The sequence below is a fragment of the Paenibacillus sp. Y5S-9 genome, assembly GCF_036894235.1.
Classification (GTDB): domain Bacteria; phylum Bacillota; class Bacilli; order Paenibacillales; family Paenibacillaceae; genus Paenibacillus.
This window is the reverse complement of record NZ_CP145887.1, coordinates 718,796-732,791: the sequence shown is the minus strand read 5'-3', so window position 1 is coordinate 732,791 and position 13,996 is coordinate 718,796. Positions and strand designations below refer to the sequence as shown.

13 protein-coding genes and 1 riboswitch are annotated in these 13,996 nt (G+C 48.5%); of the genes, 6 read left to right on the top strand and 7 right to left on the bottom strand.

From position 1 onward, the window contains the following. Positions 1–66: 66 nt before the first annotated feature. The gene (locus tag V6669_RS03395; RefSeq protein WP_338590696.1) at positions 67–1,155 is read right to left on the bottom strand and encodes a HAMP domain-containing sensor histidine kinase; all 1,089 of its coding nucleotides are present in this window, start codon (positions 1,153–1,155) and stop codon (positions 67–69) included. Next, a complete protein-coding gene (locus V6669_RS03390) occupies positions 1,148–1,843 on the bottom strand; it encodes a response regulator transcription factor (protein ID WP_338590694.1) in 696 nt (231 codons plus the stop codon). Before V6669_RS03390 ends, V6669_RS03395 begins: the two co-directional genes overlap by 8 nt. 84 nt (positions 1,844–1,927) lie before the next feature. Between V6669_RS03390 and V6669_RS03385 the strand changes: the two genes are divergently transcribed. The 4 genes from V6669_RS03385 (at position 1,928) to V6669_RS03370 (ending at position 5,275) form a co-directional block, all read left to right on the top strand. Continuing rightward, the gene (locus tag V6669_RS03385; RefSeq protein WP_338590692.1) at positions 1,928–2,878 is read left to right on the top strand and encodes a YafY family protein; all 951 of its coding nucleotides are present in this window, start codon (positions 1,928–1,930) and stop codon (positions 2,876–2,878) included. A gap of 73 nt (positions 2,879–2,951) precedes the next feature. Continuing rightward, positions 2,952–3,770 carry a zinc ribbon domain-containing protein gene (locus V6669_RS03380; protein WP_338590690.1) on the top strand — a complete coding sequence of 273 codons (819 nt, stop codon included), beginning with the start codon at positions 2,952–2,954 and terminating at the stop codon, positions 3,768–3,770. A gap of 469 nt (positions 3,771–4,239) precedes the next feature. After that, a complete protein-coding gene (locus V6669_RS03375) occupies positions 4,240–4,407 on the top strand; it encodes a hypothetical protein (protein WP_017690769.1) in 168 nt (55 codons plus the stop codon). A 178-nt stretch (positions 4,408–4,585) separates the two neighbouring features. Continuing rightward, positions 4,586–5,275 (top strand): hypothetical protein, encoded by a 690-nt coding sequence (locus tag V6669_RS03370; protein ID WP_338590687.1) that lies wholly within the window; start codon positions 4,586–4,588, stop codon positions 5,273–5,275. Between the two features lie 531 nt (positions 5,276–5,806). Here V6669_RS03370 and thiC read toward each other — a convergent pair. Together thiC and V6669_RS03360 are read right to left on the bottom strand one after the other, a co-directional pair. Beyond that, positions 5,807–7,564 (bottom strand): phosphomethylpyrimidine synthase ThiC, encoded by a 1,758-nt coding sequence (gene thiC / locus V6669_RS03365; protein ID WP_338594829.1) that lies wholly within the window; start codon positions 7,562–7,564, stop codon positions 5,807–5,809. Positions 7,565–8,014: 450 nt separating this feature from the next. Beyond that, positions 8,015–8,128: riboswitch (TPP riboswitch) on the bottom strand. Between the two features lie 149 nt (positions 8,129–8,277). Then, positions 8,278–9,021 (bottom strand): IclR family transcriptional regulator, encoded by a 744-nt coding sequence (locus tag V6669_RS03360; protein WP_017690772.1) that lies wholly within the window; start codon positions 9,019–9,021, stop codon positions 8,278–8,280. 359 nt (positions 9,022–9,380) lie between these two features. On the opposite strand from V6669_RS03360, the gene V6669_RS03355 reads away from it, so the two are divergent. After that, positions 9,381–10,406, top strand: coding sequence for an alpha/beta fold hydrolase (locus V6669_RS03355; RefSeq protein ID WP_289391078.1), 1,026 nt, complete (start codon positions 9,381–9,383; stop codon positions 10,404–10,406). A gap of 149 nt (positions 10,407–10,555) precedes the next feature. Continuing rightward, positions 10,556–11,836 carry a Fe-Mn family superoxide dismutase gene (locus tag V6669_RS03350; RefSeq protein ID WP_338590682.1) on the top strand — a complete coding sequence of 427 codons (1,281 nt, stop codon included), beginning with the start codon at positions 10,556–10,558 and terminating at the stop codon, positions 11,834–11,836. Between the two features lie 148 nt (positions 11,837–11,984). Here the strand turns inward: V6669_RS03350 and V6669_RS03345 are convergent, their stop codons facing one another. The 3 genes from V6669_RS03345 to folE form a co-directional block, all read right to left on the bottom strand. Continuing rightward, positions 11,985–12,209 carry a hypothetical protein gene (locus V6669_RS03345; RefSeq protein WP_036614132.1) on the bottom strand — a complete coding sequence of 75 codons (225 nt, stop codon included), beginning with the start codon at positions 12,207–12,209 and terminating at the stop codon, positions 11,985–11,987. Between the two features lie 70 nt (positions 12,210–12,279). Next, the gene (locus V6669_RS03340) at positions 12,280–13,134 is read right to left on the bottom strand and encodes a lipoate--protein ligase family protein (protein WP_338590680.1); all 855 of its coding nucleotides are present in this window, start codon (positions 13,132–13,134) and stop codon (positions 12,280–12,282) included. A 187-nt stretch (positions 13,135–13,321) separates the two neighbouring features. Continuing rightward, positions 13,322–13,915 carry a GTP cyclohydrolase I FolE gene (folE, locus tag V6669_RS03335; protein WP_036668229.1) on the bottom strand — a complete coding sequence of 198 codons (594 nt, stop codon included), beginning with the start codon at positions 13,913–13,915 and terminating at the stop codon, positions 13,322–13,324. Positions 13,916–13,996: the final 81 nt, after the last annotated feature.

Here is a 13,996-nt window from a genome sequence, read left to right as displayed (position 1 = left end):
TAGACAACACAAGTTAAAGAAAAAGCAGGGCAATTTTAAAGTTTTTCTTAAATTTGACGTCGAGCCTTATTGGAAGACGGGCAAACGAACTTCGAATAACGTCCGTACCACGTCGCTCTGGGCCGAGATTGTACCGTCATGCTGCTCTACAATATTGCGAGCGATAAACAAGCCAAGGCCTGTCCCACCCTCTTGAGGGGTTCTGGCACGATCTCCGGTGTAATACATATCGAAGATATGTGGCAATTCCTCCGGACGAATATGTCCACCATAGTTAATTACCTGAATGATGACCTGTTCAGCATCCCGATATCCATTAATATCTACGTACATGCCATCCTTGCCGTGCCGTGCAGCGTTAATCAGCAGGTTCTCGAACACACGAGCCAGCAACTCTCCATCACCGGAAATGGTAAGGTCAGTGTCTATTTTTAATCGGGTGGTCAGATGGTTCTTTTCAAATACAGGATAGAGCTCTTCGTTCATCTGTTTTAGCAGTTCGCTAAGATCCAGCTGTGTCTTGTTTATAGGCAACATGCCATAATTCATACGGGTAATTTCAAACAAATCATCAATCAGCTTCTCCAGACGCTGTGATTTGGTGAATGCAATCGACGTAAAGTGCCGAACCTGCTCCTCCGTTAGCTGATCATCCTTCATGAGCAGATCCAAATATCCAAGCACAGACGTCAGTGGTGTTCGCAGGTCATGCGCCAGATTGACGACAAGCTGGTCCTTACTATTTTCAGCAAAATCCCCTCGTTCTACCGCTTCCTTTAACTTCTCACTTGCCAGGTTCACATCCTCCGCAATCGTACCTAACTCGTCCTTCGAAGATATCTGCACACGATGCTGAAAGTCTCCATTGGCCAAATGCCTGATCCCTGTGGAAATGTCCTTGAAATACGTCGCGTAGGGCTTGGTAAACCAGAAGAAAAATAGAATGGCCAGTGGGATAAATAAAATCAGGAAGAAATAGATATCCCCGATACTTCTCATAAAATGACGATATTCAGCGAGCTGATCTTCTGCACGGACACCCGAATAATAGGCTTGCATAAGCTTGTAAATCCCATAGGTAATTGCACCAGAGGCAAGCATGCTTAACCCTAGCAACATAATCATGGTTGTACGAAAACTTCTTCGTTTAGTCATTAAACGTGTACCCCACACCCCAGATGGTTTTGATAAACTTGTTCTTGTTCACATCTTCCCCCAGCTTTTTTCGCAGGGTCCGAATATGGACCATCACGGTATTCCCACTCTCGTAATAGGCTTCTCCCCACACCTGTTCAAAAATGTTTTCTGCACTGAACACCTGCTTGGGGTGGCTCGCGAGCAGATACAAAATGTCGAATTCCTTCGGTGTTAGTTCCACTGGTCTGCCGTAGAGTGTAACGCGATGTTGATCTGGCGTGATGATGAGCCCACCCTTCTCCAGAATGGACCTCTGAACAGGCGCAGACTGGCTGAATTGCAGAGAACGACGCAACTGGGAGTTAACCCGGGCAACAAGCTCCATCGGATTAAACGGTTTGGTCATATAATCGTCCGCGCCCATCACGAGTCCCGTAATTTTGTCCATATCTGACGTTTTGGCACTCAGGAAAATGATCGGTAAATGATGCTGCTCCCGAATTTTACGAGTCACCTCATACCCATCCATGCCAGGCATCATAATGTCCAGAATCGCCAAATCTATCGCTTGAGTCTGAACAGCTTGAACCGCCGCCTTCCCGTCAAAGGCCTTGATGGTGTGATATCCTTCTTTTTGTAAATGTAAAGCAACCAGATCAGCGATCTCAACTTCATCGTCTGCGATCAGAATCGTAATTCGCTTCATTGCTTATTCCACTCCTATGTGTGATGCTGGGCATTATAACATATTTGAATCCAACAGATAAACCAATGAAAGGAATCCATACATATGAAACTGGAGCGTTTATTAGCCATCGTAGTGCTGCTAATCAATCGTGGACGGGTACAAGCCAAAGACTTGGCAGATATGTTCGAAGTATCAATCCGGACCATCTATCGAGATATCGATACATTGGGTCAAGCAGGTATCCCTGTGGTGACGTATCAGGGGGCAAGTGGCGGGATTGGTCTGGCAGAGGGCTACCGTCTGGATCGAAACGTATTAACAGACAAGGACCTCGCTTCCATCGTCACTGCACTGCGCAGTGTATCCACTTCCCATGCCAATGCGGCGCGTGAGCTTCTGGTCGAAAAACTCAGCAGTATCGTACCTGAATCCAAAAATGACGATTTTCAGGCCAATACCAATCGATTCATCGTGGATTATTCAACCTGGACGCATCCCGAAGCGCTGAAAATCAAGCTTGAACTTATCGAACAGGGTATGGATCAATTACGACCCGTAACCTTTACCTACTGCAGTGCGGAAGGTATCCATACTCACCGAACTGCCGACCCTCATACCATCGTACTCAAGAAGCATTCCTGGTATCTGTATGCTTTTTGCCACGAGCGGAATCAATTTCGCATGTTCAAGCTTGTGCGCATGCAAGATGTCACACTTGCTAATGAGCACTTCGATCGTAAAGTCATCAACCCACAGGACAGACCCTGGCAGCAGGAATGGAGCCGTCCGGACAATCAGGCTAGGTTAACCTTGAAATTCCATCCTCGCGTCCGTCATACTGCGGAAGAATGGTTTGGGATCGAGAACGTCATGCCTGATGGGACTGGGTATTATATTAGCCAGGTTGCTTTTCCCGAGGATGGCTGGTTATATGGGTTCATTCTGGGCTTCGGCGCGGACGTTGAAGTATTGGAACCTCAGCATATTCGGGACGAGATCTGCCGTATCGCTGAGCAAATTGTACAAAATTATATACCTCCGACTCAAACCTGACAGACAGCTGTCCAGTTCCTCCCCGTATACTTCAGATATATACAATCTGTACATATATGAGGAGGAACCAATCATGAACGTCACTGTATGTCAAAGCTGCGGCATGCCGCTCACAGCACCTGCCCAATTCGGAACGGAAGCAGATGGGAGCACAACCCGTGAGTACTGTATCTATTGTTACAAAGAGGGCAAGTTCGAGCAGCCCGGTATTTCACTCGAAGGCATGACGGAGATGTGCACTGCCATTCTGAAGGACGAGGGCATGGATGAGGAATCCGCTCGTTCGATGCTGCGCAACCAGCTTCCTTTTTTGAAGCGTTGGCGCATAAATACAACGGATCAACATGCAGAATCACTCGCTGAAAACTCTACTGCTTCCGCTAATCCTGGTCAGGTAACAACAGATTATTCGTTCTCTGCCCAGCCCGTTCGTTATGTCACGCTCCCAGGCAAACGTCTTGCCGGCGTATCCGCCCGCACAACCAACGCCATTGAGATCAGTGGCAAAGGCTGTATTCAGGGACTCTGGAACAATTATTTTGCCTCAGAGCACCTCCCTGCACCTGAAGTTGTTCGCTATGGCTGTTACACGGATTACACCGATGGCATAACCGGAGAATACACCATACTGGTAGGGCATGAGGTCAGTCCGAACGAATCATTGCCTGAAGGATTGGATGACATTTTACTCCCTCCTGCAACTTACGCCGTATTTACTTCCAGAACAGGGCCGATGGCAGAGGTTGCTCACGAAGCTTGGGGAGCCGTGTGGGCATGGGACAAACAAAGCGATCGTACGTTCACCGGGGATTTTGAGTTGTATGATGAACGCAGCCTGAATCCCGAAAGTGTACAAGTGGATATATACATCGCTGTTCGCCAAAGTAGATAAAACCCAACACGATACCACCTCACACAGGATCCAAGTTTCCCTGGCATCCTTCTGTATATCATGCAAGCTGCCGAGTTCGCTCGGCAGTTTTTTTGTTATATCCGGAACTACATTACCACCTAAACAACCCGACCATGGTACCAAGTTAGTTAGCATGCTTTGCATCATTTAATCAGACAATATGCCTCATAAGCGGGTACCATTGACTTCCTTAAAATTGGGACTATTCACATAACAACCGATTCGATCCTCCCATATCAAACCTTTCATATCAGGTCCTTTACTCCTGAATTTCCCTAAAAACGTTTACATCTCCTTAAAACCGGGTAAAATCACTACAATCCAATTGGAATTACATTCTAAAGTCGTCTATTTCGTCTAACAAGTCACATGTACCTATATGCGCACCTGGCATGGTAACCAATCGAAATACATAATTCAAAAAAAACGCATCAAAGGAGGAACCAAGATGATCCGCATGCCTATTCAGCAAATGATCCCGTACCATCACCAATATCCGCGCAACACGGCGACCACTGCTCCTAAAAAGGAGAATGAGAACACTCAAGGTCTATCCTTTCATGAAATTTTACAGCAAAAAATGGCGAAGAAAAATGCTTCTCCTTCCCTTAGATAAATATGGACTCCGGACCCTAGTCGAATCCGGTTATCAACCGTCTTTCCGCAGCTTGGCGGAATGGCGGTTATTGGCGTTTAGCAATAAACGACTGTACAGTCCTCAGTCATGTTTCTATAATGGTTTAAATATCTACGAGATCCATGACATATACGAACTGTAAAAGGGGACTTAGCACATGATCACCATTGGTTGTTTTCACGCTCATTATTCCAACATCGCCTTAATTGAAGAGACGCTTGCTCCTTATGAAGTTGAATTGGTCCATTACGTCGATCCAGGTCTGGACCGTCTTAAACATGACGCTGACTTTTCCGAGGTCGTTATTCACGAGAAGGTAGCCCAGACGCTCCAATGGATCGCTGAGTGTCATGCAGATGCCATTCTGGTCACGTGCACCCTGTTTGCGACAGTACTGGAGCAGGAAGCCACACAGGTCCCTGTGCCCGTGATCGGCATAGATGATCCGTTATTGAAGGAGATGCGGCGAGTACCAAGAGATTACATCATAGCATTCACCAACCCTGCAACCGTTGAAGGCACGATGGCACGGGTGAATCAGGCATTACAGCAAGAGGATGAGCATGGGCAACTACACGTTGCCAAGACATCTCAGACGGAAGCTGTATGCATCCCTGGGACATTTGAGTTGATTATGCGTGGAGATCAGCAAGGGTATCTCGAAGCGGTACGTGAAGGATTACAGCAGATTGCTGAGCAGTATTCGGGTAAAACGGTAGTGGCAGCCCAACTATCTATGGCTCCCGCAGCTGCCCAGGTTACAATAGATCGCGGTATTACAATCCATAGTCCGCTGGCATTGCTTGCGGCGTATTTGGAGAAGAATTTGGGCCTGGCTCGATTGTAGTAGTGGGTTTGGAGTGAAGTATTACAATCGCTAAAATCATGTGAAAACTACTATATTGCTTCCTTTTGCAAAATAAAAACGCTCTCGAACAAGAGCATTTCAAATGGTATAATCACTTTGTACAGCCAATTTGTGGTGGGAAATAGGCTTGCCTCCAGTGGGAGGTGATCCTATGAACTTCTCTTTTAACGACGTAATCGTGTTCGCGATGTTAATTATTGCGCTCCTGACATACATCGATCGTAAAAAGAAGTGACCCGCCACAGGTTGACGGCCTGACGGGTCACTTCATCTGAACTTGCTGCACTCGGAGGAATACCCACCGCAAATGCTGTGCAGGAGTAGCCATTGGCCTGGCTACTCTTATTGGTGTTTACTTACATTCATTTTATTAAACATCTGCTAGACAATCAACCATAATGCTGATAAAAAGTATCAGGAAGCTGATCAGTAAGATGAAGCAGACGACATTATAGCAGTATTCTCACCTTCAAACGATGTCAGACTGCCCAGCTTGCGCTGTACCGGCGCTTAGGAACGTGTCCGATATTCCTCGGCCTTTTCCTGCATCCCGGCAGCTACAGCCTCATTCTCGGACAATCCTTTATCCGCGGCAAAGGCACGAATGTCCTGCGTGATGCGCATGCTACAGAACTTCGGTCCGCACATGGAGCAGAAATGAGCTTCTTTGGCTCCTTCTGCCGGCAGCGTCTCATCATGGTAGGACAGCGCACGTTCAGGGTCCAGTGACAGGTTAAACTGGTCACGCCAGCGGAACTCGAAGCGTGCCTTGGACAATGCATCATCCCGGCGCTGGGCACGCGGATGACCCTTCGCCAGATCTGCGGCATGAGCTGCGATCTTGTAGGCGATGACCCCTTCCCGCACATCATCCTTGTTGGGCAGGCCCAAATGTTCTTTTGGTGTAACATAACAGAGCATGGACGTGCCGAACCAGCCAATCATGGCCGCACCAATGGCGGAGGTGATGTGATCGTAACCCGGGGCAATGTCGGTCGTCAGCGGCCCCAGCGTATAGAACGGTGCCTCTTGGCATATCTCCATCTGCAAGTCCACATTCTCTTTGATCTTGTGCATCGGCACATGCCCCGGGCCTTCGATCATCACCTGCACATCATGCTTCCATGCGATCTGCGTCAGTTCTCCAAGCGTAGCCAGTTCCGCCATCTGAGCTTCGTCATTGGCATCGTAGATACTGCCTGGACGAAGTCCATCTCCCAGCGAAAACGCCACATCATACCTTTTCATAATCTCGCAGATTTCTTCAAAATGGGTGTACAAAAAATTCTCCTGATGATGCGCAAGGCACCATGCTGCCATAATGGAACCGCCCCGAGACACAATGCCTGTCATCCGCTTGGCGGTCATGGGGATATAACGCAGCAATACACCTGCATGAATCGTAAAGTAGTCCACGCCCTGCTCTGCCTGCTCAATGAGCGTATCACGGTACAACTCCCAGGTCAGAGCTTCCGCTTCGCCATTCACCTTCTCCAGCGCTTGATACAGCGGCACCGTACCAATCGGCACAGGTGAATTACGGATGATCCATTCCCGGGTGGTATGAATGTTTTTGCCTGTGGACAGATCCATCACCGTATCCGATCCCCAACGTACCGCCCAGGTCATCTTCTCCACCTCTTCCTCGATGGAGGAAGATACGGCAGAGTTACCTATGTTGGCATTGATCTTCACGTGAAAATGACGACCGATCAACATCGGTTCACTCTCCGGGTGATTGATGTTGGATGGCAGAATCGCACGTCCACTCGCCAGCTCCTGCCTTACAAATTCCGGTTCTACGCCCTCACGAATGGCGGCGAATTCCATCTCTGCCGTAATGACTCCCTGCCTCGCATAATGCATCTGAGTCACACAGCGTCCTGTCTGTGCTCGCAGCGGTTTGCCACGCAATCCAGGGTACTCTTCGGCGCCGGCTCTCTTCCCTCCGGGCTTTTGTCCGTTATCCTCCGGTTTAACCGTACGGCCCTGATAAGCTTCGACATCGCCACGCTCTGTGATCCAGCGAGTGCGCAGGGCTGGCAGACCTGCGCGGATATCCGCATGAAATGCGGGATCGGTCATGGGGCCGCTCGTATCGTAGACACGTAGCGGTTCGTTATGCTCCACCCCTTGGGGAGTATTTGTGTCATGAAGGGCTATCTCACGCTCCGGTACAGCAATGTCCGGCCGTGAGCCCTGAATGTAGACTTTGCGGCTGCCCGGAAAGGGCTGAACCCGTTCGGCCGCTCCTGTTTCCTTTTCCATCTGCTGACCGTTATGTTCCTGTTCCATCGCTTGTTGTCCCGTTTGGTTTCCTGTACTCATGTTCGCTTGTCTCCTCCTCAGTGTTCGTTCACTTGGTTTCATTGGTATCGTCATCAGCTCACTTACGCACCTGTCCCAAATCATCCAGAGCACAGAGAAGAAAGAGCGATCCTACACCAGACCAGAGGAGACATTATTCATGTACAGTTCACAACAGACGGAGGCTGACACAGATCATGAATCTATGGTGACTTCTCTCTCATCATCCAAGCCCACTTTCGCAGATTATTGAAAAAGGAGCCCATAGAATCCGCTCTATATCGCCCGTTCACTGTATATAAAAAAGCCGGTCCCCGAAGGAACCGACTTTTATGTCCATCACCAATAATGCACCTTTACGCAGCTCCTTAACAGAGCCCTACAAGGGTCACATCATGTGGTGGTTTGTGGTCATATCGCCGATTACTTCCCTACGCTGGTATGATCCAGATCAGGTGCAAAGGGTCCGGAATCTCATGCGATTCCGTCTCAGTCCGGACAATTCGGACTCCCCCAGTAACGTTAGTAAGTTGCGGCTTACATAAGCCGCCGTTCATATTCAATGAAGCTGGCTCCGTTGGGCCGTCCATTACAGAGTAGCGCAACCGGAACATAAAAACAACCTTTATATTCCAGAACACTAACTCAATTGGAGAAAAAACCTCACCTCAACATCAGGATAACATGAGCCCCATCTGCGTAGCAGCATCCTTCAACACAGGTGCGTATTCATGCAATGTCTCCTGCGAGAGTCGGCTGACAGGCCCTGAGACCGAGAGCGCAGCTGCAATATTGCCTCTGCGATCCATAATCGGTACAGATACCGCGGCAGCTCCCGGCTCACGTTCCTCATAACTCGTCGCATATCCGTTATCCCGGATATCTCCCATCTGCGCCAAATACACCGCCGGATCAATAAACACCGGCCATTCCGGGCCGTTCATCAGTTCTTCACGATCCTCGTCCGTGGCAAACGCCATCAAAACTTTGCTGGAAGCGCCCACAGACAGCGGGAGTCTAACACCAACGGGGGCGACTCGGCGAATCGCCTGATCACTTTGCACAGCCTGAATCCGTATCCGTTCACTCCCATCACGCAGGTACAGACTCACGGTCTCTCCCAATCGATCTCTCAGTCGCTCCATCGCAGGCAGCAGCAGAATAGCGGGATCATCACTGCGGGACATATGAGCTGACAGCTCCCAGATTCGGATGCCAAGTCGGTACTTCTCTGTTGCTGCATCACGGATCACGAACCCTCGATCCTCCAGCGTAGCCATCAAACGGTGCACTGTACTTTTGTGCAAGCCGATCTGGCTGGCAATTTCGGTGAGTCCCAGATCACTGCGTGTGGTAAAACATAATAATATATCCAGCGCCCGTTCCACAGCCCGGACGGTTAACTTGCGATCTTCCATGGCATAATGCCCTCCTCATGTTTCATCACATGAAACTTGGTTACATAAATTATATGAGAAACGGTCTCATCTGTAAACCAAAAAGAGCCAAAATCAAAATAGGCCAACCTGTAAATTTTTCCTTTTTATAAGACTTAATCCCCTGTAATTTACACACTAAGGTAATGTTACCCATATATCTTAAGAACTATATAACAATTGCGTAACAAATGCCCTCAATCAATTGACTTTGACTATATTGGAACATACGATAAAGATATATTACATTAAGATATCGCTCTGAAGCAGGCTCTGAAATAAACGCAATTCTCTTTTCATGTCGTTGTTATCTTCAACTGAACTTCAAAGGAGGGGCATTCATGTATCCAACATCCCAGAGCGAAGCCCCGCTGCAAACAAAAGTGTCCGATCTGCCCTCTTCCCTATCACCGAGGCTGATTCGGTTCAAACATATTATCGTAGCGTTGCTGCTCTCCGTTGTATTTTTTCTACTGTTTTGTTTTATTGCACTGCATGGTTATATCGCATGGGTATTATCCAATCCTACTGTAGCACCGGTCTTCTCCAATCCAATGCAGGCCAAGAACATGAAGTATGAAGACATCACGTTCCCGGCAGCAGATGGCAGCCGCACGATGCAGGGATGGTATATACCTGCTGACAATGCTGCAAGCAAAACGATTATTTTCAGTCACGGCTATGGTGCCAATCGTGAAGAAACATGGGTACCCATGTATGACCTGGCACACTATGCCCATCAACTTGGGTTCAACGTGGTCATGTTCGATTATGGCTTCGCCTCACAGGTGAACAAAGCTGTAGCCACAGGTGGCAAAGCTGAGTCACAGCAATTGCTCGGTGCGATCCAGTTCGCCAAGCAACGTGGTGCGCAGGAACTGGTTGTCTGGGGCTTCTCGATGGGTGCCGGTACAGCGCTTCAGACTGGGCTGATTACACAGGAAGTGGATGCAATGATTCTGGACAGTACGTTCCTGCTTGAGCCGGATACGCTGTACCACAACATTCATAACCAGATCGATCTCCCGCGTCAGCCTACACTCGAGATCATGAATCTGTTGTTCCCTGTTCTGAATGGTACCGGATTGCAACAGATCCCGTATCAGGAAGTGAAAAAGGAAGATTATCCGTTCCCGATTTTCTTCATCCATGGTACAGAGGACGAGAAGGCGCCTTATCCAATTGCGGAGCAGCTCGCCGCCAACCAGACCAATCCGTACTCGGATGTATGGATTGTCCAGGATGCGCATCATGAGTTGATCTTCCGGGAGCATCCAAAGGAATACCTGCGCCGTGTCTCAACTTTCCTGAGTCATGTAACGAAGACAAGCAGTGACGATGTGCAAAACACGAATAGTGGAGAATAACCAAATTTCAATCATTGAATTTTTTCCAGAGCCCTCAGGGGCTCTTTTTTTTGCACTCATAGGACAACAAGCTCGTGGAATATACTCTTGGGACGCATGAACAGATGGTCTGCATGTAATGAATTTCATCTGAAGGAGGTTCAACATAGATGAACTGGTATGGATATGGTCACCTACTGCCTCTGCGAACATTGGAGGAAATCCGTTTCTGGAAAGAGCAGGAGAAAGAACATACACTCGTCATTCGTGCCCTGGTTCCTGATCTGGAGCCCCCATACGTCAAGTTACTGGAGGATTGGGAGGCTACCTTTGCAAACAGTGAGCGAGTAGCCAATCAGCTTTTAAAACAACTATTGCCCGCAACCCATCCACCTGCTCCCTACATGGTTCGTTGTATCGATCAACTTGTGTTGGCAGCTCGGCAGCAATCGAGAGAGTTCATCAGACAGCTGTACGTTCTTCTGGAGCAAAGTGCTGCTGTGCAAGCTGTTCCGCTTGCCAAAGTACTCATTCTGCATTTTATCCGGGAATCGGAATATTTTCTGGGCGTATTGGATACGCTTGGCCAACCTGGCATCTTGCGCGAGACGGATTCGGAGCCGTCACTTTTTCTGGAAAATGCGTTGCATACGTCAGAGTCAGGAAGCATCCATCGCCAAGCTTCAGAAGCTCCAACTTCTCCAGAGGGGAATGTAAATGCACCTGCCGCTTCAGCTCAGATCCAATCTGCAACCGTTCAACCGCCTTCTACCGGAACAACACAAGCCACACCCAGCTCTACAGCACCTCCTGTAAAAGAAAAGCCGGTTCCAATTGGAGGACACACACTGCCTTCCCTTCCCTATGCGTACAATGCGCTGGAGCCACATATTGATGAGCTGACGATGCGTATCCATCATGACAAACACCATCAATCTTATGTGGACGGACTAAATGTAGCAGAGAAAAAGCTGGCGGAATCGCGAAAAAAGAATAACTTTGAACTCATCAAACATTGGGAACGTGAACTCGCCTTCAACGGGGCAGGCCACTACCTGCATACGATTTTCTGGACGATTATGAATCCTGCTGGCGGTGGCAAACCCTCCGGCATGCTTGCAGAGCAGATCAAGCGAGATTTCGGGAGTTATGAAGCGTTTAAGAATCAATTCACAGAAGCCGCGAACAAGGTGGAAGGCAGTGGCTGGGCGATGCTTGTCTGGAGCCCGAGAGCACATCGTTTGGAGATTTTGCAGGCGGAAAAACACCAGAACCTGTCCCAGTCCGATATCGTACCGCTCCTGCCACTGGATGTGTGGGAACATGCCTACTATCTGAAACATCAAAACGAACGCAAAAAGTATATCGAGGATTGGTGGAATGTTGTCTACTGGCCCGCTGTTGCCGAGCGTTACGAAACAGCACGCAAGTTGTTGTGGCCGCCTTATTAAGCTTGGGGTTAGATGGATTAGAGAAAAAAGAGATATCTCCAGCCGAATGACTGAAAGATATCTCTTTTGGGTGTATACAAAAAAGCAAGCCTCCTGTGAAAAGAGACTTACTTGTATTTTGAGAGACTTCCTATTTCTAAATGTTCACTTAAGAAGCACAGCCCTCGCACGCCACATAGTTGTCGCCAACCTGTTTGCTAATGGAGATCAGATCGCCCAGCTTGATATCAGACTCATCTGTAAACTCCAGATCGGCTATACGTGCAACGATCAGTGCAGCAGCCTCTTCCTTGCTTGTTGCCATTTGGCTAAACTCGGATTTTTCGCCTGTTGATACAACCTCATATAAATACGTATATCTCAATGTGTCCATCCTAACACTCTCCTTCCGAAATCACATCATATCATCTCTATTAACCAATTCCAAGCCCTAGTAAAAAGTGTTAATCGTAGCGCAGCTTCATCTGCTCAGCTGTCAGGCGTACTTCTTCAGAGCCAACGCTAAGCACCCTGCTGGTCTCCGCCTGTGGATAGCGATCGCGCAGTGTTCGAACTAAAGCAGCAGTATATGCCGCAGCTGAAGGTACACCTGCCAATTCTTTCAGACTTGCCATCGTGCCAGGCTGAACATCAGGATATCCTTCACTCGCCCCGCCTGCTGCATGCTGATAAAATTGACGCACGTCCGCTGCCAGTTGATCTCCCTGACCTTCCACGATGATAAAAGCAGTAATAATATACGCCTTAGCCTGCCTGCGCTGGGCAATCCCACAGAATTTCAGCCCACCTACACTGACATCATAGTCTCCCGGGCAAAAAGCACCCTGAACCTCACCAGTTTGCGCCTGATTCGACCACGGCGTTAGCGACTCGGCAATAATCGAAGCCATCTCCCGGAAATCATCATGAATATTGATGGCATGTCCGGGATTAGGCAGAATCAGTGACACATTAACTACCCCTGGATTCAAGGGTACTGCCGCTCCACCGGAAGGCCGAACACAGACCGCTGTCCCTTGGCTTCTTATCCGTTCCATCGCTTCTACAGCCTGTGGCAACCTGCGGTCACGCAGACCCGCTACAAAGGCATCTGGGTGCCTCCATATATGTGCAACAGGCAGATGCCCTGCCCCAACCCGCCTGCACATAACTTCTTCCCAAGCAAAAGCTTCGAGTACACTGCTACCATGTCGCTTGAGTGGTGTCTCCCAGATTTGCAGACGCAATGTAGCATGTTTATCCGCTTGTATTCCCTGTTCCGGCTGAACCGGGTGTTCTGAATGGGAAGGTGCACTCATCGTTCCATTACCTCCGGCTTAACGAATTCATATGTATCCAGTATATAGGAATGACAACGCATATATAAATAAGCCGGTTCCCAGGGAACACGGCTTATTTATATCACATCCTATGGCTTAGAACTGCTGCTTCCAAACCAAAGGAACTTACACATCCAGCTTGTCCAGTAAGTGGACATACCTGATCTTAATCTTTCACCAAAGACAAGAACTCCGCACGTTGTGCCGGATTCTCACGGAAAGAACCACGTACAGCAGACGTTACCGTCTTGCTTCCCGGTTTCTTCACGCCGCGGGAACACATGCACAAGTGCTCGCCTTCCACAACGACCATAACTCCATGAGGCTCAACGGCCTCTGTCAGAATGTCAGCGATCTGTGAAGTAATACGTTCCTGCACTTGAAGGCGACGTGTTACTGCTTCGACCAGACGAGCCATTTTGCTCAGACCAACGATCTTGCCGCTTGGTACATACCCAATGTGCACTTTGCCGAAGAACGGCGCCATGTGGTGCTCACACTGACTGTAGTAGACTATATCCTTGACGATAACCAGTTCTTCATGATTCTCGTCAAACGTGACACCGAGCACATCGCGCGGGTCTACTTCATATCCGCCAAAAATTTCTTCATACATTCGGGTCACACGTGCAGGCGTTTCAAGCAGCCCTTCACGTGTACTATCTTCTCCGATCAATTTCAGGATCTGCTCTACATGATATTCGATCTTTTCCCGATTGTCGGATACTTTTGAATTCAAATAATCTTTAACGCCAGCCACTGCCGAACGCCTCCTTTCGAACCACTACTGTAAGAGGTTGTTCAAAAAGTACACTTTTAGGTACTGAAAACCCAACTTTTT